This is a genomic window from Kitasatospora sp. NPDC051164, from assembly GCF_044455625.1.
Taxonomy (GTDB): Bacteria; Actinomycetota; Actinomycetes; order Streptomycetales; family Streptomycetaceae; genus Kitasatospora.
In genome coordinates this window covers 198,860-220,845 of the sequence record NZ_JBITFB010000019.1, presented here as the reverse complement: position 1 = coordinate 220,845, position 21,986 = coordinate 198,860, and the positions used below count along the sequence as shown (strand labels likewise).

The following is a 21,986-nucleotide window of genomic DNA, read 5'->3' as shown; positions in this document are numbered from 1 at the left end:
GCGCCGCCGCCAACCGCGAGAACGCCCCCACCGCCTCCACCGCACCCGGAAACGCCAGATCCGGGTAATACGTCAGATACGCCGCACTCACACCCACCAACGACGCCTCCCACGTACCCCGGTCGTTCCAGTCGAACGGCACCGCACCCGACCGCGAACCCACCCGCACCTCATAACCCCGCGCCGCCAACCGATCCGCCACCCGCCGACCCGTCTTCCCGGTACCACCCACGACAAGCACCACACCGGCATCCACCGCAAGATCCACCACACCAGCCATCACGATCACCCTCGCTCGAAGTAGAAGCCAGTCGGACCGGTCGGACGCGCTCGGGATCCTGTGCCCCCTTCGCGTCCGTCCTTGTGTCCACCAGTCAAGGTCACTCCGGGCCGGCGAACCATAGCCACCGCACTCAGCTCCATGCGCGAGCGTCTACACCGCTGACACGCCCTCGCGCTGCCCCGCCCGACCCCGGACCTTCCGAGGCCGCGCCTTCTCCGTCCACCACCAGAACACACCCAAGCCGTCACGAACCACCCGTCTTGACCGGGGTTCCACCGGCTCTTGAGCGCCCGGCGACACCCTGCGGCGGCCGGAGACGCCCGGCGGCGGGCGCGCGAAACGGTGTGGCGGGCGGGCGACTGCGAGCGCTATGCTCCCGGCGATGACCACTCACGCTGATCTCAGAATGGGGGTCCCGTCCGCGAAGAGTGAGTGCTGATGCTCACTTCCACCGCGAACGGGAACGACTCCCGCCTCTCCTTCTGGCGGCGCGTACGCGAGTACGCCGTGCCGCCCTCCATGATCGAGACCGCCTCCGCCCGCCGGCTGGCCGGCGACTGGGCCGGTGCCTGTGCCGCCGCCAACGTCGAGGTCGACTTCCGCCTCGGGGACGTCGCACGCACCCACGGCCGGGCGCTCGCCGACCGCGTACGCGCCGATCTCCGCTGCCTCGCACCGGACTTGCTGCGCTGGCACCTACCGAGAACCGCACCCGACGGGCTGCTGCGGCCCGGCCTCACCATGCCCCTGGCCCGATACCCGGGCGAGCGACCGGTGTCCCTGGTGGTCCGCACGCCGCCCGCCTGGGCGGAGTACGGCCAGCGGATCGCCCTCGCGCTCTGGGACGGGTCCGGCGGCGGTGACGGACGGTCGCCGCACCCGCATCCCCGTCCCAGTCGCCGGTTCCGCTACGACCTGCACCGGCACCTCTGGGACGCCGGGCACAGCGGGGAACTGGCCGTACGCTTCGGCATCGGTGCGCCAACCACCCTATCTGATACGGATGTTGACGACCCGGTGCGGCGCCGCGCCGTCGACCGGTGGGCCGCCGAGGCCGCACTGCTGCTGCGTACCGACGGACGCCCCGACGGGCCCGTCGTCGTGCGGCTCCGACGTCGGCGGCTGCTCCTCGGGCCGGGCGGGTGCGTGACGGACGCCACCGGGGACGTCTCGGGGCTGCCCCTGCTGCCCGACGCCGCGACCTGGGTGCCGCCCGACGTCGACCTGCTCGGCAGTGGGGCGATCGAGCCGGACCGGCTGCACCCGTTGGTGGCCGCCGCGTTGGCGCCCGGGCACCGGCCCCGGACGGACCAGCCGGCGGCACCACCGTCGCCCCAACGGCTGGTGGACTGTCGGGGGGAGCAGCACCGGATCGGTCTGGTCGACGGGGCGCTCGCCCCGCTCGACCACGATCCGGCCGAGCTGCGCCGCGAGGAGCTGCTGGCCGCCCTGTCCGGCACCCCGCTGCCCTGCCTGCGCGCGGTCGACCTGGCGCACCGCCGTCCGCACGAACTGGCCGGTTTCCGCGAGCGGTTGGACCACGGCGACACCGCCGGGGCGCTGGCCGTCGTCGAAGGCCTGCTCGGCCCGGAGGCGGTGCTGCGCGACGGCCCGCTGCGGGACGAGTTGGAGGCGGCCGCGCAGCGGCGGATCGCGTACGGCCTCTACCGGGCGGGTCTGACCACCGCAGGACCCTGTGAGTTCCCCTTCCGCCCGGGCCCGCCGATGCACCGCATGCACACAGTCCCGCGCCCGCGCACGAACCGCCCGCGCCTCGCCACCTCGCGCTGACGCCCGCCCCGGCGCCGGACGCCGGGCCCCAAACGCCGCACGCCAAAACCCTTCCGTACCACACTCCTTGAGGTGATCACCCATGCCCATGCCCATGCCCATGCCCATGACTCTGCCCACGCCCACACCCACGCCCGCGCACGAAGCCACCCGCCTCGACGTAGCCCGCCGACTGCTCGACCTCCTCGGCGACACCACCACCGAACCCCGCGCCGACACCCAGCTGGAGGCCCTAACCCTGGCCGTCGCCGCCGACCTGCCCGTCCTGCTCTGGGGCGAACCCGGCATCGGCAAGACCGCCGCGCTCAACCAGCTCGCCGAGACGCTGGAGCTGCCGCTGACCACGGTGATCGCCAGCGTCCACGAGCCCTCCGACTTCTCCGGGCTGCCCATCGTCGGCGACGACCCGGCGCAGCAGGGCGTGCCGATGGCCCCGCCGGACTGGGCGGTGCGGCTGGTGCGGGCCGGGCGCGGACTGCTGTTCCTGGACGAGTTGTCCACCGCGCCGCCCGCCGTCCAGGCGGCGCTGCTCCGCGTGGTCCTGGAGCGTCGCATCGGCACGCTCCGACTGCCGCCCGGCGTAAGGATCGTGGCCGCCGCCAACCCGCGCGCTTCGGCGGCCGACGGCTGGGAGCTGAGCCCGCCGCTGGCCAACCGCTTCGTCCACCTGCAGTGGGTGCACGATCACGAGGTGGTGGTGCGCGGCCTCGGCGGCGTCTGGCCGGTGGCCACCCTGCCCCGCCTCGACCCGCAGGCGCTGCCGGAGGCCGTCGCGCTCGCCCGGCGCGCGGTGTGCGGGCTGCTGACCGCCCGCCCGGAACTGGTTCACCGCATTCCCACCACCGAGACCCGGCGCGGCGGCGCCTGGCCGTCCCCGCGTAGCTGGGACATGACGCTGCGGCTGATCGCCTTCGCGACCGCCGCCGGCTCCTCCCGCGAGGTGCTGTCGCTGCTGGTGCGCGGCACCGTCGGTGACGGCCCGGGGCTGGAGCTGATGGCGAGCATGGACCGGATGGACCTGCCCGATCCCGAGGACCTGCTCGCCGACCCGGCGGGCGCGGAACTGCCCGACCGCGGGGACCTGCGCCAGGCGGTGCTGGACGGGGTGGTCGCGGCGGTACGCAACCGGCCGGACCGTCAACGCTGGGACGCGGCCTGGGCGCTGCTGGTCCGCGCGCTGGACACCGGCGCCCCGGACCTGCTGGTCGTCCCGGCCACCACGCTGGCCTCGCTGCGCCGGGAGGACTGGGACGTGCCGGAGTCGATCGAGCGGCTCGCCCCGGCACTCGCCCTCTCCCGCCGGGCCGACCGCGCCGCTGCCCGGGTGGCCGACCGGGTGGCGGAGAGGGCGGGCCGATGAGCACCGCTCTCCCGCCGGCCACCGAAATGGCGGCCACCGGAAGGCCGGCCACCGAAATGGCGGCCACCAACAAGCCGGCCACCGGAAAGCCGGCCGCCGAAAAGCTGTACGCCGCCCGGCTGCAGGCCGCCCGGGCGAGGTCGTACCTGGCGTCCGCGCTGTTCGCACTGCACCTGGTGGAGTCGCGTCAGGTGCCGACCATGGCCGTGGACCGGTACTGGCGCTGCTACGCCTCGCCGGTCTTCGTCGACCGCACTCCGGTGGAGGAACTCGCCGGCGTCTGGGTCCACGAGGTCTCGCACCTGCTGCGCGACCACCACGGGCGCGGCGACCGGATCGCCCGCGAACTCGGCCTGGAGGGCCCGGCCGCGCAGCTGCGGACCAACATCGCCGCCGACTGCGAGATCAACGACGACGTGTACGGCGACGGGCTGGTCCGGCCGGCCGGCGCACTCCTGCCCGGCCGGCTGCTGCTGCCGGAGGGGCTGCTGATGGAGGAGTACCTGCGCAGCTACCGGTTCCACCCGCGCGACCTGGACGCGGCCTGGCTGGACTGCGGCAGCGGCGCCGACGGCACCGACCGGCCCTGGGAACTGGGCCCCGACGGCGCCCACGGGCTGACCGAGCAGGAACGCGACGCCGTCCGCTTCCGGGTCGCCGAGGGGATCCGGGGCCGCCCCGGAAGCGCCCCGGCGGGCTGGCGGCGCTGGGCCGAGGAGGCCTTCCACCCGCCGCAGCCGTGGCGGCAACTGCTGGGCGCGGCGATGCGCTCGGCGGTCTCCGGGCCCGGCGCGGGCGAGGACTACAGCTACGGCCGCCCCGCCCGCCGCTCGGCCGGGGTGCCGGGCGTGCTCCTGCCGAGCCTGCGGCGGCGGCCGCCCCGGGTCGCGGTGATCATCGACACCTCCGGGTCGGTCTCGGACGACGAGCTGGGCAGTGCGCTGCTGGAGGTCGCGGCGATCGCCCGCGCGGTCGGCGGGCGCCGGGACCAGGTCCGCGTGGTCCCCTGCGACGCGGCCGCCCGGGCCGTCCACTCCCTGTGCCGTACGGCGGGGATCCCGCTCCTCGGCGGCGGCGGCACGGACCTGCGCACCGGTTTCCACGCCGCCCTGCGCTCCACCCCTCAGCCGGACGTCATCGTGGTCCTGACCGACGGCCAGACCCCGTGGCCGTCCACCGCCCCGCCCTGTCGCACCGTCGTCGGCCTCTTCCCCCGCTCCGGCCACTACGACGAGAACGACCCGGACTACCGCCCGGACACCCCGCCGGAGTGGGCCCGGGTGGTCACCATCGGGTGAGGGTGGCCGGGAGCCCACGGGATCAGCCGGCAGCGACAGGGGCGGCAGCGACGGAGGCGGGGTCGGGGGCGGCGGCGACGAGGTCGGGCACGGCGGAGGGCTCGTGGGGGCTGAAGGTGCGGCGGTAGGCGGCAGGGGACACCCCGAAGGCCGTCCTCATGTGCGCGCGCAGGGAGTTCGCGGAGCCGAAGCCGGCCCGGTGGGCGACCAGGTCGATCGGCAGGTCGGTGGACTCCAGCAACTGCTTGGCCATGTCGAGGCGTTGTGCGGTGAGCCACTGCACCGGGGTCATACCGGCCTCGTCGCGGAAGCGCCGGGTGAAGGAGCGCAGGCTCATCCGGGCGTGCTCGGCGAGCCGGGTGAGGGGCAGCGGCTCGCCGAGGTGTTCGAGGGCCCAGGCGCGGGTGGCGGTGGTGCTGGCGACGGTGGGTTCGGGGACGGGACGGTCGATGTACTGGGCCTGTCCGCCGTCCCGCCAGGGCGGCACGACGCACATCCGGGCGGTCCGGTTGGCGACCGCGGCGCCGTGGTCGCGGCGGATCACGTGCAGGCACAGGTCGACGCCGGCCGCCACGCCCGCGGAGGTGAGCACATCGCCGTCGTCGACGAAGAGGACATCCTCGTCGACCTTGACCGTCGGGTACGCCTGGCGGAACTCCGGGGCCAGATTCCAGTGCGTGGTGGCCGGCCGGCCGTCGAGCAGCCCGGCCGCGGCGAGCACGTAGGAGCCGGAGCAGATCGACACCAGCCGGGTGCCGGGCCGGATGCCGGCGATGGCCGCGCCGACCTCGGGGGGCAGCGGGCCGCCGCGGCCCAGCTCGGGCATGGCGTGCGTGGGCGGGATGATCACTGTGTCCGCCGCGACCAGCGCCTCGGGGCCGGCGGCCGGTTGCACGATGAAGCCGGCGTCGCTGAGGACCGGGGCGCCGTCGGCGGTGCACACGACGATGTCGTAGAGCGGGCGGCCCTCGGCATCCACCGCGCTGCCGAAGACCCGGGAGGGGATCCCGAGTTCGAAGGGCGGGACGCCGGGCAGGGCGAGCACGGCGATCCGGTGCAGCCGGGGCGGCGCGCCCGCCGTCCGCTCCCGGTCGTCCGCACTCCCCGCGGTGGGCTTGGCCCGCGCCGCCTGGTTCGCCTGCGCCAGCTGGTTCGTCTGCGCCGTACCCATGGCCAGATCCTGTCACATAGTGGCCGGACGGCCAACACCGCACCGGACCGGCATGCCGGATCGTGGACTGCGTCGCCGGGCAATCCCGGCGGCGTACGAAACGCAACGAAGAACGAGGCAGGACAGCATGCGAGCGGTGGTCGTGGAGCAGTGGGGCGGGCCCGAGAACCTGGTCGAGCGCGAGATCGAGCGCCCCGAGCCGGGACTGAACGAGGTCCTGGTGCGCGTGCACGCGGCCGGCGTGAACCCGGTGGACTGGAAGACCCGGGCCGGCGGCGCCCTCATCGCATGGGGCGACGTACCCGCGGTCGGCTGGGACGTGTCCGGCACGGTCGAGGCCGTCGGGCCGGGAGTCGGCGTGTTCCGCCCCGGCGACGAGGTCTTCGGGATGCCGCTGTTCCCGCGCCAGGCGGGCGGTTACGCCGAGTACGTGGTGGCGCCGGCCCGCCACCTCGCCCCCAAGCCGGCGTCGCTGACCCACGTGGAGGCCGCGGCCCTGCCCCTGGCCGCGCTGACCGCCTGGCAGGCCCTGGTGGACACGGCGGACGTACGCCCCGGGGAGCGGGTGCTGGTGCACGCGGCGGCCGGCGGGGTCGGCCACTTCGCGGTGCAGATCGCCAAGGCCCGCGGCGCGTACGTCATCGGCACCGCCAGCGCCGGCAAGCACGACCTGGTACGGGAGCTGGGCGCGGACGAGGTGGTCGACTACCGGGCCGTGCGGTTCGAGGACGCCGTGTCCGACATCGACGTGGTGCTGGACGGGCTCGGCGGCGAAACCGCGGAGCGCTCGCTGAAGGTGCTCCGGCCCGGCGGCCGGCTGATCACCCTGCCCGGGCCGGACGACGTGCCCGCCGCCCCGGACGGAGTGCGGGCCCTGTGGGTCCTCGTCGAGCCGGACCACCTGGGCCTGCGCGAGATCGCCGCCCTGGTGGAGCGGGGCGCACTGCGGCCCGTCGTGGAGACCGTCCTGCCGCTGTCGCAGGCCGCGAAGGCGCACGAACTCGGCGAGCAGGGCCGCACCACCGGCAAGATCGTCCTGACGGTCGCCTGACCCGGGCGTCGGCTGCCGGGCCGCCCTCGGCCCGAAACCGAGCGGTCGGGTACGAAACCGGGGGCGAGCACGCGGAGGGGCCGCGGGCGACCTCGGCGGTGTGGCGAGGTCGCGCCGCGGGCACGGTCCCGGCATGACAGGCAGCGCGGAGACCGTGTTGATCGTGGTGCGCGGCCCGAGCGGCGCCGGGAAGTCCAGCATCGCCGCACGGCTGCGCGCCGCCTACGGGCGGGGCATCGCCGTCGTCTCCCAGGACGTGCTGCGCCGCACCGTGCTGCGCGAGCGGGACGTGCCCGGCGGCGCCAACATCGGGCTGATCGACGTGGTGGCGCGGCACGCCCTCGACCACGGCTTCCACGTCGTCGTCGAAGGCATCCTCGACGCCGAACGCTACGGACGGATGCTGACCCGGCTCGCCGCCGACCACCAAGGGCGCAGCCACCTCTACTACCTCGACGTCGACTTCGCCGAGACCGTACGCCGACACGCCACCCGCCCCCAGGCCGCCGAGTTCTCCCCCGAGGACATGGCCGTCTGGTACCGGCCCCACGACCTCCTCCCCCACGGCATCGAGCACGTCATCAGCCGGCACAGCACCCTGGAGGCCGGCGTCGAACGGATCCTCACCGACACCGGCCTCACCCCACCCGGCTGGGCACCCCGCCCCTGAGCGTGGGCTCGCCCCGGACGTCGGCTGCCGGGCCGCCCGAGGCGCGGCCCGGCATGCCGGAAGCCGAGCGGGGGCCCGGGTGCGGCAGCCTGGTTTCGAGGACGATCCGTCGAGCCATGGAGATCGAATGAACGAAAACCCGGCACACGACAGCCCCGCAGGCGTCGTCGAGGCGGCCTTCCGCTGCTACCGGTCGCAGGACCGGGACGCGGCCCTGCCCCTGTACGCCGAGGACTTCACGTTCACCAGCCCGCAGGACGACCGCATCGACAAGGCCGCGTTCTTCCGGCGATGCTTCCCCACCGCGGACCGTTTCCAGGAGCAGCGGCTCCTGCGCATCACACCCGCCGACGAGGAACTCGTCTTCGCCTACTACGAGTACGAGCTCGCCACGGGCGGCCGGTACCGCAACGTCGAGGCGATCACGGTACGGGACGGCCTGATCCGGGAGGTGCAGGTCTTCTTCGGCGGCAAAGCGTAGGCGGGTGACCGACGACAACCGCGCCTGCAGCGGCCGGCCCTCGCCCTCCGTTCAGTGCCGACGCCCGGGGCGGCGCCGGCCGGCGGGCTCGCGGGGACGGACCGGGCCACCGCCGCCCGGCTGGTGGTCCGCCGGAGTCGGGGGCGGCGCCGGCTGGCGCAGGGCCAGGCCCACGCCGACGGCGGCCGTGGCCAGGCCCAGCACGGCGAGGGGGCGGGACCACTCGCCCGCTCCGGTGGGGGCGAAGGCCGGCGGCAGGACCAGCAACGAGGCGGTGAGAGCGGCGGCTGCGCCGGCGGGGCGGATGCCCGGGCGCCGGGGGCCGAGCGCGTCGAGCAGCAGCAGGTGGCCGGCGAGCAGCACGGTCACCGCGAGCGCCCGCCACCACGTCGGCTCGCCGAGGGCGGCCAGCAGGACGGATCCGGCGGCGAGGAGGGTGGTGCGGGTGGCGGACAGACGCGCGGGCCAGCTCGTCGGGGCCGCGCTCTCCGGTGCGGGGACGGCGGCCCAGAGGGCGCCGGCGGCGACCGGCAGGAGGCAGACCGGCCCGGCCAGGTCGGTGAGCGTACCGGTTCCGGTGCCCGCCGCGGCGAGAGCGAGGGCGGTGCCGGTGCCGCGCAGGGCGGCGCGTTCCAGGCGCGCGGCCCAGCCGGTGTGGCGGGCCGTTCGAGCGGGGCGGGCCGGCTCGGCAACCGTGCGGACCGGTGGCCTCGGCTTCGTGGCGCGCGTCGAGCCGGGCTTCGGACCGGACGCCCCCGCACTTGTCGTACTCGTCCTTGTATTCGTACTTGCCGGGCCGGTCATCGGGCGGCTCCCACGATTCGGCGGCGCAGCAGGGGCGCGAGGGCGAGGTCCAGGGTCTGGCCGGGCGTGTGGCGGACCACCGGGACGCCGCGGCCGCGCAGGGTGGCGCGCATCGCCTCCCGTTCCGCGCGCCACAGGCGCAGCGCGAGGGCGTCGGTCTCGTCGTCGGGGCGGGCCGCCGGCTCCCCGGCCGGGATTTCCACCACGACGAGCGGGTTACCGCGTTCGCGGACCCGGCCGAGGACGTCGAGGACACGCTGGTCGGCGAGCGGGGTGAAGGCGTAGACGAGGGCGTGGCCGGGCAGGGCCGCGAGCGGCAGGGGCGGGAGGGGGCCGCGCGGGGGGCGGTCCTGGCGGACCTCCAGCACACTCTCCACGATGCGGTAGAGCTGCCGGTCCCCGGTGGCGGCGGTGAGCAGGCGCAGGCGCCCGCCGACCGCGACGAGGCCGATCCGGTCGTGCCGACGCAGGTAGGCGCGGGTCAGGCCGGTTGCGGCGCGCACGGTTTCGTCCAGGCTGCGTAGCCCGGTGGCGGCGTCGATGTAGTCGGCGAGCGTGTCGAGCAGGACGACCGCGTCAGCGGCACGTTCGGCGGCGAACTGGTTGATCTGGACGGCGTCGCGGCGGGTCGTGGACGGCCAGTGGATCCGTCGCTGCCGTTCGCCGGGGACGTGCGGGCGGACGCCGATGACCTCGATGCCGGTGCCCTCGTGGGCGGTGGTGTGCTCGCCGATGCGTTCGGGCAGGCGGACCGGGATCGGGGTGAGGCGGGCGGCCTCGGGGACGGGGAAGACATCGACGGTGCCGAGGTCGGTGCGGATGGTGCGACGGGTCAGGCCGCGGGCGTCGGGCACGTCGAGGTCGACGACGCCCAGGTGTCGGCGGCCCCAGGTGTCGGCGCGCAGGACGAGGTCGACGCCGGTCGGGGTGACGGTCAGCGCGTCCAGGGCGAGGCCGGGGCCGAGCGTCACGACGGGCTCGGGCGGGCCGATCCGGCCGTCGTGGTGCACGGTGACGTGTACGGTGACGGGCTCACCTTCGAAGCAGCGCCGCGGCCGGGTGGTGCTCTCGGCGGAAAGCCGGGTGGGGCGGCTGCGGCCGGGGGCCGCCAGCGCGAGCAGGACGGCCGGGAAGGCCGCCGGGGCGAGCAGCCAGGCGTGGCCGGTGACCAGGGCAGCGACGGCCGCGACGGTGGCCACCGTGAGCAGGCGCAGGGTCTGGTCGGCGGGCCGCCAGTGCGGTGACGGTGGATTGTCGGGCAGCCCGGCGGCGGTGGCACGGGTGCTGCGGGCGACCGCGAATACCCGGGCGCGGCGGGCGAGCCGGTCCGTGCCGTCGGTGGCCGGGGTCTGCTCGGTCACCGGGGTCTGCCCTGCGGCCGGGGTCTGCCCTGTGGCACGCTCGGCCGAGCCGGCGGACGGGGCCTGCCCGGTGGCCGGCTCGGCCGGGCCGGTGTTCGGTGCGCGGTTCACCGTGTCTCCGCGCGGGGCAGCGTCTGGGGTGCCGGGACGGAGGCGACCAGCCGCGCCAGCACGTCGTCCGCCTCGATCTGGCGTACCCACAGTTCCGGCCTGAGCGTGATGCGGTGGGCCAGGGCCGGCCCGGCGAGCGCCTTGACGTCCTCGGGGGTCAGGTAGTCACGGCCCTCCAGCATGGCGTGGGCGCGGGCGAGTTGGATCAGCGCCAGGCCTCCTCGGGGCGAGGCGCCCACCTGGATCTGCTGGTCGTTGCGGGTGGCGTCGACGAGGGCGATGACGTACTCGACCAGGTCGTCGTCGACCTCGACGCGTTCCACCGCGGCCCGCAGGGCGAGCAGTTCCGCCGGACCGGCCACGGTCTCAAGAACCGGCTCGGGGGTCGCCCGGTCGATTCTGGCGCGCAGCATCGCGGCCTCCGTGGCGGTGGGGAGGTAGCCCATGCGCACGCGTAGCAGGAAGCGGTCGAGCTGGGCCTCGGGCAGCGCGTACGTGCCCTCGTACTCGATCGGGTTGGCGGTGGCGATGACGAGGAAGGGGTCCGGGAGGCGGCGGGTGGTGCCGTCGACGGAGACCTGGCCCTCGGCCATCGCTTCCAGGAGGGCTGCTTGGGTCTTGGGTGGGGTCCGGTTGATCTCGTCGGCCAGCAGCAGCTGGGTGAACAGCGGGCCGGGCCGGAACACCATCTCGCCCGTGTTGCGCTCGTAGAAGGGCGCACCGGTGACGTCCGAGGGCAGCAGGTCGGGGGTGAACTGGATCCGGCGGAAGTCCAGGCCGGCGGTGGTCGCGAACGAGCGGGCCAGCAGGGTCTTCCCGAGCCCGGGCAGGTCCTCGATCAGGACGTGCCCGCCGGCCAGGGCGCCGAGCATGACCAGGCGCAGGGCCTCGGGCTTGCCGACCACGGCCCGTTCGATCTCCCGGAGCACCGCGCGGGCCCGCTCGCCGGCCTGCTGCGGGGTCAGCGGCGGTGGGGTTGCGGGGGCGGCGGGGTGCGCGGGGCCGTGGAGGCTGGTGGAAAGGTCGGTCATGACGCTCCTGCAGAAACGATTCGGACGGTGGTGGGAGACCTGGCATGCCCCGGAACGCCGGGTCACAGCGCGAGGGGTCACAGGGAGTCGAGCCGGTCGACGAGCTCGCGCAGAACCGCCGCCGGGAAGGCCTCGGCCGGGGCGGCCGCCAACGGGTCGATCCACGGCCACAGCCGGGGCCCGAGGAGTTCGGCCACCCGGTCGCGGTCGGCCGACAGGTCCAGGCCGTGGACCTCCGCGAGCCGTACCGTGTACAGCCGTCGGAGCCGGAAGCGCAGCGGCGCGGCGTCGCCCTGGGGATCGAGGCCCTGACGGACCGTCCAGCGCCAGTCGCCGAGGCCGGGCTCGTACGCCTCCATCTGTCGCGGCCGGCTGCGCGGGGAGCGGGTCCCGGCTCCGGCTCCGGCCACCCGGCGGGCGACGAGCAGGCCGGTCACGGCCAGCAGCACCGCGCCGGCCCCCGCCCCGGGCCCGCCGCCGACCAGGGCGAACAGGATCTCGGCGAGGACTGCGGGCGCGGCCAGCTCGATCAGGCTGTGGCGCACCGAGCCCGGCCGGGCGAGCTCGCGGTCCGTCCCGTGCACGGCACCGTCCACGGACCGGTCGACGGACCCGTCGCGCCGGGGCGCGGCGCTGCTCATCGGTGCTCCCCTACGGTGTGGGCGTCCGCGGCCGCCGCGGGTTCGGCGCTCGCAAGCCGGGCTGCGATGGTGTCCAGGGCCGTGCGGGCGCGGTGCACCTGGCTGTCGTCCATCGGGTGGGTCGAGTACCGGGCCTCGTGGAACAGCGCGGTGAGCTCCCGCACCCCGGTGGCGTCGATCCGCTCGTCGGACAGGGCGCGGCGCAGCAGTTCCGTCGGGCTCTCCCACGCGTGTCGGGGCAGACCGGAGACGGCCAGCGAGCCCTCCATCGCCGCGTAGCAGGCGATCACCGCCGCTCGGGCGTCCGCTCCCGTGAGGGCCCTGCGGCCGGAGTCGACGGCCTCGGCGAGAGCGGCCTCGGGCCCGGCGGGGGCGGCCGCAGCGGGCAGCACCTCGGGCGTCTCCCGGCGGCGGACCCGCAGTCGGCGAAGCCGGAACGCGACGGCGACGCCGAGGACGACCACGGCTGCTCCCGCCAGGGCGGACAGGGCCGTGAACAGCACCCCGAGCCCTGCGCCACCGTCCGACACGAGCGGCGGGGCCGAGGGGACGGCATCGGGGGCGAGAGTGGGCATCTGCCGCGGCAGGTGCGGCAGTTCGGACGGCCCGGAGGCGGCCCGGCTGCGCAGGCCCAGCAGCAGGACCGGCACCACGGCGGCGGCCAGTGGCAGCAGGACCACGGCCGCCTCCCGCAGGCGCTCGGCCCGGGGTGTCGGCCCGTCGAGGTGGCGGACCTCCTCGCGGAAGCGCACCGCGAACCTGCCGACCAGCCCGGCCCAGCCGAGCCCGATCAGCACCACGAACCCGAGGCCGGTCACCGGCCCGGTCGCCGCCGTGCCCAGGGGCCCGCCCTCGGGCCGCAGCTCCGCCGCGGCGATCAGCAGCCCGACGACGACCAGCAGCACGCCCGCCGGCCGTCCGAACCGCCCGCGCGTACGCGACGGCGACCCACCACTCATCCGAACCCCCCCGGTTCCCCGCGCCCGACGGCGCGCGAGGTGCAGAGTCGCACACCGACCGTCGGTGTGTCACCTGCCGCCCCGGGCGGCCCCGACCCGCCAAGGGGGCATGCCGGACTCCCCGTCACTCGGCTCGGACCCGATCACGCCCGGCGCCCCGGCCCGCTGTGACAGTCCGAGGCGCGCCGAGCCCGGGGGTTTGGCTTGCCGGATCGGGGTGAGAAGAGAGCCGGGTGGGCAATGAGCGGCCCGGACGGCACCCCTCCCCCCTCCTGGGGTCCGCCGTCCGGGCCTGTCCCACCACCGCTCAGAGCCCGGCCACCGTGACGTCCATCCGCCGGCGGCCGGGCGGGCGGAGGCTCGGGTCGACGGCGTCTCACGGACGTGTCGTCAGGCCGTCCAGGGTGAGGTCCAGCAGCCGTTCGGCCTGTTCGCGCTGTTCGGGTCTGGCGGATGTGAGGGCGATGCCTTCGAGGGCGGCCCCCAGGTCGGCGGGGCTGATGTCGGTGCGGATCACCTCGGCGGCCACGCAGGCGTCCATCAGTTCGGTGAGGGCCTGTCGGATCATGTCCCGGCTGTCGCCGTGCGGGTTGTTCCCCGCGGCGGCGATGGCGCGCAGCGCGTCGGCCATGCCGGATTTGGCGGCGATGTAGTCGAGGAAGAGCCGTGTCCAGGCGTGCAGGGCCTGGTAGGGCGGTCTGGCGGCGAGCAGGCCGGGGACGGCGTTGCACAACTGGGCGACTTCGTTGCGGTAGACGGCCTCGATCAGGGCTTCCCGGGTGGGGAAGTTGCGGTAGAGGGTCGCGCTGCCGACGCCTGCGGCTTTCGCGATGTGTTCCAGGCGGGCGTCGAGCCCTTCGTCGGCGTACACACGCACCGCGGCCGTGAGGATCTTGTCCCGGTTGCGTTGTGCGTCGGCGCGCAACGGGCGGTGTGAGTCGCCGTCCGTCACCTCTCGCCCCTCTCTGCACATGGTGGATTCCCGTTTGCATCGTAAGGCACCCTGCGGCGTGCACAGCCACGGAAGGTCCTGCACAGCTGGGGAAGGAAGCCACCCGTATCGTCCGGGCGAGGCTGCCGGGCGGAGGGGGTCCGGTGAACGACGGGCCCCTCCGCCCGGGGCGACCCGGCTCAGCCGACCATGGCTGCCAGGACGCTGCGCCAGTCCTCGCCCGGCTCGGGTGTGAGCGGGTCGGCCAGCGTGTCGGCCCGGTAGCGCCAGGGGCGGCGCAGTTCCTCGTCGGCGTCGGGACCGACGGCGAGCGGGCTGTCGGAGCCGAGCAGCCGGACCAGCTCCGCGGTGAACTCCGCCCAGGAGACGTGTCCGCTCACCGCGTTGACGACCCGCCCGGCCGCCGGGTGGTCCGGGACCGCGCAGGCGGCGAGCGCGCGGGCCAGGGCCGCGGCGTGGACCCAGGACGCTCCGTACCGGTCGTCGGCCGCCGGCAGGCTGATCGGCCGGCCGGCCAGGGCGGCCTGGTAGAGGGTGCCGGTGGAGCCCCAGCGGAGCTGGTCGCGCAGGCGGTGGTGCGGGCCCCAGACGATCGGGGCGCGTACGGCGGTGGCCGGGCCGCGGCCGGTGGCGGCGGCGGCGGCTTCGAACAGGATCCGCTCGCAGTCCAGTTTGGCCTGCCCGTACGGGGTGACCGCCGTGCCGCTCGGGGCGCCCTCGGGGACCTCGGTGCCCGACGGCCGGCCGTACGCGTCGATGCTGCTGACGAAGACGAACGGGCCGCCCCGCCAGCCGTCCACCAGGGCGCGCATCGCGGCGAGGTCGGTGGCGTGGTCGGTGAAGGTGCAGGCGGAGTGGATGACGGCGTCCACGCCTTCGACGGCGCGCCGCAGGCTGTCCGGGTCGGCGAGGTCGCCCTCCGCCACCTCGGCGCCGTTCAGGGCGGGCAGGTGTGCGGACTCGGAGCGGACCAGGGCCCGGACCGGCCTGCCCTGGGCCATCAGCTCCTGCAGGACCGCCGCGCCGACCCCGCCGGTGGCGCCGGTGAGCAGGACGGTGCCGGTGCGGGAGCGGGTGCGCGGGCGGGCGCCGGTGCGGGCGAGGGCGGCGCGGCGCTCGTCCTCGCGGGTGGCGAGCACGGCGGCGAGGGCGCGCGGGGTGCGCTGTTCCAGGATGTCGAGGCCGGTGAGCGGCAGCCCGGTGCGGGTGCGCAGGCGTTCGGCGAGCTGGACGGCGACCAGGGAGTGGCCGCCGAGGGCGAAGAAGTCGCCGTCGGCGGGCGGGGTGGCGCCGAGCAGTTCGCCGAAGACCTCCAGGACGGTGTCCACCGGGCCGTCCCGAAGCGGGTCGCCCTGGCTCGGGCCGTCCCGGAGCGAGCCGTCCCGATGTGAGCCGTCCTGGAGCCGGCCGTCCCGGAGCGGTGTGGCCCCGGGCAGCAGACCGTGGTCGACGGTGCCGTCGGGGTGCCGGGGGATCCGGTCCACCAGCGTGACCGCGAGCGGGAGTTCGGCGGCCGACAGGCGTCCGCGCAGGGCGGCCCGCAGCTGGGCACCGTTCGGGGCGCCGGGCCCGCGGACCACCGCGTAGGCGAGCGGCGGGCCGTCGGCGTTCTCGACCACGGCCGCGTCGACCACCCCCGGATCGGCCGACAGGCCTTCCACCACCGGGTGTTCGGCGGCGACCAGGAGGCGGCCGGGCAGCTCGGACAGGAGCGGGTCCGCCTCCCCGGCCACGGCCGCGAGCACGGCGGCGAAGGCGTCCAGCAGCTGCCCGGCGGTGGCCTCGTCCAGGGCGTCCCGGTCGTGCTGCACCAGGCAGCGCGGCGCCGGGCCGTCCTCCACGAGCAGCGCCAGACCGAACTTGGCGAGCCCCAGGTCGAGTTCCACGTTCTCGGCGTCGAGACCGGGCAGCGCCAGCGGCGCGACGGGCTGGACGAGGTCGCAGGTCACCGAGAGCAGCGGGGTGCCGTCCGCGCCGCGGGCCGCCGCGCCGAGTCGCTCGACCACGAGGTCGAACGGCACGTCGTGGTGCTGCTGGGCGTCGAGCAGCGCGCCGCGCACCGCCGCCAGCAGTTCCGCGAACGACGGGTCGCCGGCCGGATCGACCCGAACGGCAAGGGTGTTGACCGCGAGGCCGACGGTGTGCCGCAGGTCGGGCCGGGCCCGGTGACCGCTGGCGCACCCGAGGACGAGGTCGCCCTGCCCGGAGGCCGTCCGCAGGGTGGCGAACGCGGCGGCCAGGACGACGGTGAACAGCGTGGCCCCGTGCCGGGCACCGAGGGCGCGCAGGCCGTCCACGACGGCGGGGTCCAGCGGAGCGGCGTGCAGCGCGGCCCGGCGCTCGCGGGCGCCGGACGGGACGGGCCGCAGCAGCGTCGGCGGCCGGGCGCCGGCCAGCCGGGCGGCGAGGGTGTCGGCGGCGGCCGTGAGCTCGGCGTCCCGGGCACGTTCCTGGCGGGCGTACTCGGCGTACGACGGCCCGGGCGGCGGGAGTTGCGGCGCCACGTCGTCGCGTGCAGCTGTGTAGAGCGCAGCGACATCGGCAGCAAGGACCGGCAACGATCCGCCGTCGACCGCGATGTGATGGATCGTCAGCAGCATCGTGTGGTCCTCCGGCCCGTGCCTCAGCAGGAGGGCGCGCAGGACCGGGCCGGTGGCGAGGTCGAACGGGCGGGCGGCCTCGGCGACGAGCTGCTCGGAGGCCGCGGCGTCGGTCTTCACGTCCACGACCGGCAGCGGCACCGGGGCGACCGGGTCGGTCTGCTGGTACGGCTGTCCGCCCCGGCGCGGGTAGCGGGTGCGCAGGACGGCGTGCCGCTCGGTGAGCCCGGTGATCGCGGCGGCGAGGGCGACCCGGTCGAGGGGGCCGCGCAGCCGGGCCGCGATCGGCACGTTGTAGAGGGCGCCGCCCTGGCCGAGGTGGTCCATCAGCCACATCCGCTGCTGGGCGTGCGAGAGCGGGGCCGGGCCGTCGGCCACGGCGGGGCGCTGCGACGGGGCGGCGGCGCTGCGACGGCTGCGGGCGCGGCGCAGTAGGTCGGCCTGGTCCACGGCGGTCACCGGCTCTCTCCCGGCGCCTCGTCCGAGCCGTCCTCGTCAGCGCCGGCCGGGCCGTCGGTGGCCCGCAGCGCCCGTTCAAGCAGCTGCGCCTGCCCGGCGACGGTCGGGTTGTCGAGGAAGTCGGCGAGCGAGAGCTCGACCCCGAGGTCCTCGCGCAGGTCGTCGACGACCCACATGGCGAGCAGCGAGTGCCCGCCCTCGGCGAGGAAGTCGGCGGCCGGGTCGGTGATCGGGCGCTCCAGGGCGCGGCTCCAGGCCTCGGCGACGACCTGCTGGATCGGGGTGAGCGTGCCGCCGCCGGAGGGGCGCCGCTCGACCGGGTCGTCGGCGGCCAGCGCCCGCCGGTCCACCTTCCCGGAGCCGGTCAGCGGCAGCGCGCCGAGTACGGTCCAGGCGGTGGGCACCAGGTGGGCGGGCAGCCGTTCGGAGAGCCGGGCGCGCAGCGGCTCGACGGCCTGGCTTGCGCCCTCGGCGAGGACGAGGCAGGCGGTGAGGGCGGCGTCGGCCTGCCCGGCCCGGCGGACCACGACCGCCGCCTCCGCGACCTCGGGGAGCTGCAGCAGCGCGTGCTCGACCTCGCCCGGTTCGATCCGGAAGCCGCGCAGCTTGACCTGCTCGTCGGTGCGACCGTGGAACTCCAGGGCGCCGTCCGGCCGTTGGCGGACCAGGTCGCCGCTGCGGTAGGCGCGTCCGAGGTCCGGCAGCTCGCGGAAGCGCTCGGCGGTCAGCTCGGGCCGGTTGAGGTAGCCCTGGGCGAGGCGGTCGCCGGCGATCCACAACTCGCCGACCGTGCCGGGCGGCACCGGCGCGAGCTGCTCGTCGAGGACCAGGACGCGGGCGCCGCCGAAGGGGCGGCCGATCGGGATGGGGCCGGCGCAGTCGGCCGGGGTCACCCAGTGCAGGGTGGTGAAGGTGGTGGCCTCGGTCGGTCCGTAGACGTTGACCAGTTCGAGCCACGGGAAGGCGCGCAGCACCGCGCCCGCGTGCTCGGGCGACAGCACCTCGCCGCCGACGCCCACGGTGCGCAGCACCCCGAAGATCCGTGACTGGCGGGCGGCCAGGTGGTGGAAGAGCGCGCTGGTGAGCAGCAGCGTGGTGACGCCGAACCGCTCGACGTCGCGGCCGAGTTCCTCGGCGGTGGGCCGGTCGGCCGGGGAGACGGCGACGGCGGCGCCGCGGGCCAGCGGGGCCCACAGCTCGAAGGTGGAGGCGTCGAAGGTGACGGCGGAGTGGAACAGCACCCGGTCGCGGGGGCCGACCGCGATGGCGTCCGGGGCGGTGACCAGGTCGGCGATGGCGCCGTGCGGGACGAGCACGCCCTTGGCCTGTCCGGTGGAGCCGGAGGTGTAGAAGACCAGCGCGGGTGCGGCCGGGACGGCGGCGTCCGGCGCCGCCGCGCAGCCGGTGCCGGTCTCGACGTCAGTGTCGGTATCGGCGTCGGCATCGGCATCGGCGCCGATGTCGGTTCCGTGCTCGGTCAGGACGAGGGTCTGCTCCTCGGCGAGCCCGGCCTCGGCGAGCAGCGCCTTGTCGCCGAGCACGAGCCGGACCCCGGCGTCGGAGGTCATCTCGGCGATGCGCGGGCGCGGGTAGGCGGGGTCGATCGGGAGGACGTGGCCGCCGGTCCGCCAGATCGCGAGCTGGGCGACGACCAGGCGGGTGGAGCGGGCGCAGAGCAGGCCGACGGCGCTGCCGGGGCCGATCCCCCGGGCGGCCAGCACGGCGGCCAACCGGCCTGCAGCGTCGACGAGTTCGCGGTAGGTGAGGATGGTGGAGCCGTCGGTCACGGCGAGCGCGTCGGGCTGCCGTTCGGCCTGCTGGGCGATCAGCGCGGGCAGGGTCGCGATGGTCATGGTGTGGTTCCCTTCCGGGCGCCCCGGCGGTTCGGCCGGGGCGCCCTGTTAAGGAGGTGCGGGAGGGTCAGGTGGTCGCGGTCAGGGCGGCCACCCGCTCCTCGACCAGTCGGGCGACGGCCCGCAGGTCCGGCTGGCGCAGCACCAGGGGCGCGCGCAGCCGGATCCCGTACTCGCTTTCCAGCGCCTCCAGCAGTCGTGCGGCGGCGAGCGAATTGCCGCCCGACGCCAGGAAGTTGTCGGCGGGGCCAAGGTCGGCGCGGCCGATCAGCTCGCGGCAGAGCTTCAGCACGGTGCGCTCGACGGGAGTGTCGCCGTCCTCGCCGATGGGCTCCGGCGGCTCGGCGGCCAGCAGCGCGTGGCGGTCCACCTTGCCGTTGGCGTCCAACGGGTAGCGGTCCACCAGCCGCACGGCCGAGGGCACCGCCTGCTCGGGCAGCCAGGGCCGGACGGCGTCGAGCAGCCGCGCCGGGTCGATGCGGTCCGCCGCACCGCCCGCGACACCGTCCTCGGGACCGGTCCCGGCGCCGGTCCCGGCCCCGTCCTCGGGCTGGACGAAGGCGATCAGCCGGACGCCGCCGGCCGGCGCCTGCTCGGCGGCGACCACCGCCCGGCGCACCTGCGGGTCGCGCTCGAACGCGGCCTCGACCTCGGCGGGTTCGATCCGCACGCCGCTGACCTTGACCTGGTCGTCCAGGCGGCCGTGGAACTCCAGCACCCCGTCGGGGCGCATGACGACCCGGTCGCCGGTGCGGTAGACCCGGTCGGTGCCCTCCACGCCCTCGGGCGCGCCGACGAAGCGGCGGGCGGTCAGCTCCGGGTCGAGGTACCCGGCGGCCAGGCAGCGGCCGCCGATCCGCAGCTCGCCGGGGACGCCGCGCGGCACCGGCCGGCCGTCCTCGTCGGTGACCACCACGACGGCGCCCGCGATCGGCCGCCCGATCGGCGGGGCGCCGGCGCCGTGGTCACCGCCGGGGGCCATGCTGTGCACGGTGGTGGTGACGGTGGCCTCGGCGGGGCCGTAGGCGTTGTGGACGGCCGCGGTGACGTCGGGCCCGGGGGCGCGGCGCAGCCGGTCGCCGCCGACGGTGAGGTGGCGCAGCGCCGACCCGGCGGGCCAGCGGCGGGCCAGGACGGGCTCGGCCAGCGGGGTGGGCAGCACGGCCGCGGTGATGCCCGCCTCGCACCACCAGTCGGTGAGCGCGCCGGAGTCCCAGCGGACGGCCTCGGGGGCGACGACCAGGGCGGCGCCGGAGGTGAGGCCGGCCCACAGCTCCATCAGGTGCGGGTCGAAGGCGACCCCGATCAGCAGGCTGTGCCGCTCGCCGGGGCCGAGGCCGGTCAGCTCGCGGTACCACTGCAGCAGCGCGCCGAGCGCGGGCTCGGTGACGGCGACGGCCTTCGGGGTGCCGGTGGAGCCGGAGGTGAGCACCGCGTAGTGGGTGCCGGCCGGGACGCGCACCTGCTCGCCGGGGGTCAGGGCGGCCACCACGCCCGCGGTGGGCAGGTCCAGCGGCAGCCGCTCGCCGCCGGGCGGCAGCAGGTCCGGCTCGCCGACCAGGCAGGCCGGGCGCAGCTGTTCGGCGACGGCCCGCAGCCGGCGCTCGCCGGGGCGCGGGCCGATCGGCAGGTGGACGGCGCCGAGCTTGGCGGCTGCCAGGGTGACGGCCACCAGCGAGACCGAGTGACCGAGGCAGACGCCGAGCAGGTCGCCGGGGCCGACCGTCCCGCGCAGGGCGTCGGCGGTTCTCTCGGCGAGGCGGTCGAGCTCGGCGTAGCTGTAGGTCCGCTCGCCGTCGATCAGGGCTGGGGCGTCCGGGGTGCGGTTCGCCCAGGTGGTGAACAGGTCGAGGACCGCGCCGTCCTGGTGCGGACGGCCGTACCCGATGCTCAGGGATTCCATCGTGGTCTCCAGTTTCATGACGAGCCGTCAGTTCAGGCCCATGGAACGGGCGATGATCACCTTCTGGACCTCGGAGGTCCCCTCGATGATCGTGGTCATCCGCACGTAGCGGTACAGGAACTCCAGCGGGTGGCCGCGCACCCAGCCGGTGGCGCCGTGTACCTGGAGCGAGCGGTCCACCGCGCGCACGGCGGTCTCGGAGGCGGTGAGCTTGGCGAGCGCGGCGTTCTCGGGTGACTCGGTGCCCTCGTCGACCAGCCGGGCGCAGGCGAGGGTGAGCAGCTTGGAGGCCTCGACCTCGGCGCGGGTGGACACCAGGTGCTCCTGGACGTGCTGGTACTCGCCGATCACCCGGCCGAAGGCACGCCGCTCCTTGGCGTACTCGACGCCGACGCGCAGCGCGTACTCGGCGATGCCGTTGCACATCGCGGCGACCACCAGGCGGCCGCGGGAGAGGCTGTCGATGGCGAGGGCGGTGGCCGCGCCGACGCCCTCCTCGCCGCCGATCACGGCCTCCGGGCCGACGGTGACCCCGTCGAGCAGCAGCTCGAAGAGCGGCTCGCCGGACATGCCCTCGTAGCGCTGGCCGATTCGCAGCCCGGGCTGGTCCATCGGCAGCACGAAGGCGGTGGCCCCGGTCGTGGGACCGGCGCCGTCACCGAGGTCGGTGGCGGCGACGACCAGCGCGATCCCGGCGTGTTCGGCGTTGCTGACGAAGGTCTTGCGCCCGTTCAGCACCCACCGGTCGCCCTCGCGCAGGGCGGTGGTGGTGAGGCGGAAGGCGTCGGAGCCGGCGTGCGGCTCGGTGAGGGCGAGGCAGCGGGTCTGCTCGCCGCGTACCAGCGGGATCAGGTGGCGCTCGACCTGCTCGGGGGTGCCGTTGCGCAGCAGCGGGCTGGGGCCGTCGGAGCCGGCCAGCGCGTACGGCGCGAGGACGCAGCCGCTGCGCCCGGCGGCGTGGTGCAGCAGGACGACGGCGGTGAAGGGCATGTCGGAGCCGCCGAGCTCCTCGGGGTAGTCGCCCGCGTAGAAGCCGAGCGCGGCGGAGCGCTTGCGGACGTAGGTGCGCAGGTCACCCGGCACCTGGTCGGCGGTCTCGGGCAACTCGGCGGCGAGCGGGACGAGTTCGCGGCGGACGAAGCTCTCGAAGGCTTCGACGAGTTCGCGGTGTCCGGCTTCCAGGACGGCGGAGGGGGCGGTCACTTGG

Annotated in this window: 17 protein-coding genes and 1 pseudogene; 6 read left to right on the top strand and 12 right to left on the bottom strand. The window is 75.8% G+C overall.

Annotation, left to right across the window (positions count from 1 at the left end):
- Window positions 1–280 (bottom strand): annotated as a pseudogene (locus ACIBEC_RS27825) (NmrA family transcriptional regulator); the annotation flags it as partial.
- Between the two features lie 441 nt (window positions 281–721).
- Here ACIBEC_RS27825 and ACIBEC_RS27820 point away from each other — a divergent pair.
- The 3 genes from ACIBEC_RS27820 to ACIBEC_RS27810 all read left to right on the top strand — a co-directional run bounded on the left by ACIBEC_RS27820 (window position 722) and on the right by ACIBEC_RS27810 (window position 4,732).
- Complete coding sequence (locus ACIBEC_RS27820; protein WP_360500425.1) at window positions 722–2,074, top strand: hypothetical protein; 1,353 nt, start codon at window positions 722–724, stop codon at window positions 2,072–2,074.
- 100 nt (window positions 2,075–2,174) lie between these two features.
- Window positions 2,175–3,434 carry a MoxR family ATPase gene (locus tag ACIBEC_RS27815; RefSeq protein WP_360500422.1) on the top strand — a complete coding sequence of 420 codons (1,260 nt, stop codon included), beginning with the start codon at window positions 2,175–2,177 and terminating at the stop codon, window positions 3,432–3,434.
- Window positions 3,435–3,490: 56 nt separating this feature from the next.
- Window positions 3,491–4,732, top strand: a complete 1,242-nt coding sequence (locus ACIBEC_RS27810; RefSeq protein WP_360500447.1) for a VWA-like domain-containing protein — start codon at window positions 3,491–3,493, stop codon at window positions 4,730–4,732.
- A 22-nt stretch (window positions 4,733–4,754) separates the two neighbouring features.
- Here the strand turns inward: ACIBEC_RS27810 and ACIBEC_RS27805 are convergent, their stop codons facing one another.
- Window positions 4,755–5,903: a helix-turn-helix domain-containing protein gene (locus ACIBEC_RS27805; protein WP_360500419.1), complete on the bottom strand. Its 1,149-nt coding sequence runs from the start codon at window positions 5,901–5,903 to the stop codon at window positions 4,755–4,757.
- A 127-nt stretch (window positions 5,904–6,030) separates the two neighbouring features.
- Between ACIBEC_RS27805 and ACIBEC_RS27800 the strand changes: the two genes are divergently transcribed.
- The 3 genes from ACIBEC_RS27800 (at window position 6,031) to ACIBEC_RS27790 (ending at window position 8,105) form a co-directional block, all read left to right on the top strand.
- Window positions 6,031–6,954, top strand: a complete 924-nt coding sequence (locus ACIBEC_RS27800) for an NADP-dependent oxidoreductase (protein ID WP_360500416.1) — start codon at window positions 6,031–6,033, stop codon at window positions 6,952–6,954.
- A 133-nt stretch (window positions 6,955–7,087) separates the two neighbouring features.
- The gene (locus ACIBEC_RS27795; RefSeq protein ID WP_360500414.1) at window positions 7,088–7,624 is read left to right on the top strand and encodes an AAA family ATPase; all 537 of its coding nucleotides are present in this window, start codon (window positions 7,088–7,090) and stop codon (window positions 7,622–7,624) included.
- Window positions 7,625–7,751: 127 nt separating this feature from the next.
- On the top strand, window positions 7,752–8,105 hold the full coding sequence (locus tag ACIBEC_RS27790; protein ID WP_360500411.1) for a nuclear transport factor 2 family protein: 354 nt from the start codon (window positions 7,752–7,754) through the stop codon (window positions 8,103–8,105).
- A gap of 51 nt (window positions 8,106–8,156) precedes the next feature.
- Here ACIBEC_RS27790 and ACIBEC_RS27785 read toward each other — a convergent pair whose 3' ends face one another.
- The 10 genes from ACIBEC_RS27785 to ACIBEC_RS27740 all read right to left on the bottom strand — a co-directional run bounded on the left by ACIBEC_RS27785 (window position 8,157) and on the right by ACIBEC_RS27740 (window position 21,982).
- Window positions 8,157–8,909, bottom strand: coding sequence for a hypothetical protein (locus ACIBEC_RS27785; RefSeq protein ID WP_360500409.1), 753 nt, complete (start codon window positions 8,907–8,909; stop codon window positions 8,157–8,159).
- A complete protein-coding gene (locus tag ACIBEC_RS27780; protein WP_360500407.1) occupies window positions 8,906–10,381 on the bottom strand; it encodes a DUF58 domain-containing protein in 1,476 nt (491 codons plus the stop codon). The genes ACIBEC_RS27785 and ACIBEC_RS27780 overlap by 4 nt, the downstream gene beginning before the upstream one ends.
- Window positions 10,378–11,412, bottom strand: a complete 1,035-nt coding sequence (locus ACIBEC_RS27775) for a MoxR family ATPase (RefSeq protein WP_360500404.1) — start codon at window positions 11,410–11,412, stop codon at window positions 10,378–10,380. Before ACIBEC_RS27775 ends, ACIBEC_RS27780 begins: the two co-directional genes overlap by 4 nt.
- A 77-nt stretch (window positions 11,413–11,489) precedes the next feature.
- Complete coding sequence (locus ACIBEC_RS27770) at window positions 11,490–12,053, bottom strand: hypothetical protein (protein WP_360500402.1); 564 nt, start codon at window positions 12,051–12,053, stop codon at window positions 11,490–11,492.
- On the bottom strand, window positions 12,050–13,012 hold the full coding sequence (locus ACIBEC_RS27765; protein WP_360500400.1) for a DUF4129 domain-containing protein: 963 nt from the start codon (window positions 13,010–13,012) through the stop codon (window positions 12,050–12,052). Before ACIBEC_RS27765 ends, ACIBEC_RS27770 begins: the two co-directional genes overlap by 4 nt.
- 376 nt (window positions 13,013–13,388) lie before the next feature.
- Window positions 13,389–13,985, bottom strand: coding sequence for a TetR/AcrR family transcriptional regulator (locus ACIBEC_RS27760; protein WP_396289102.1), 597 nt, complete (start codon window positions 13,983–13,985; stop codon window positions 13,389–13,391).
- Between the two features lie 158 nt (window positions 13,986–14,143).
- The gene (locus ACIBEC_RS27755) at window positions 14,144–17,023 is read right to left on the bottom strand and encodes a condensation domain-containing protein (RefSeq protein WP_360500394.1); all 2,880 of its coding nucleotides are present in this window, start codon (window positions 17,021–17,023) and stop codon (window positions 14,144–14,146) included.
- Window positions 17,020–18,876: a non-ribosomal peptide synthetase gene (locus ACIBEC_RS27750; RefSeq protein WP_360500392.1), complete on the bottom strand. Its 1,857-nt coding sequence runs from the start codon at window positions 18,874–18,876 to the stop codon at window positions 17,020–17,022. The genes ACIBEC_RS27755 and ACIBEC_RS27750 overlap by 4 nt, the downstream gene beginning before the upstream one ends.
- A gap of 67 nt (window positions 18,877–18,943) precedes the next feature.
- On the bottom strand, window positions 18,944–20,779 hold the full coding sequence (locus tag ACIBEC_RS27745) for an amino acid adenylation domain-containing protein (protein ID WP_360500389.1): 1,836 nt from the start codon (window positions 20,777–20,779) through the stop codon (window positions 18,944–18,946).
- A 27-nt stretch (window positions 20,780–20,806) separates the two neighbouring features.
- Entirely contained in the window at window positions 20,807–21,982 is a 1,176-nt protein-coding gene (locus ACIBEC_RS27740) for an acyl-CoA dehydrogenase family protein (RefSeq protein ID WP_360500388.1), read from the bottom strand.
- Window positions 21,983–21,986 lie beyond the last annotated feature (4 nt).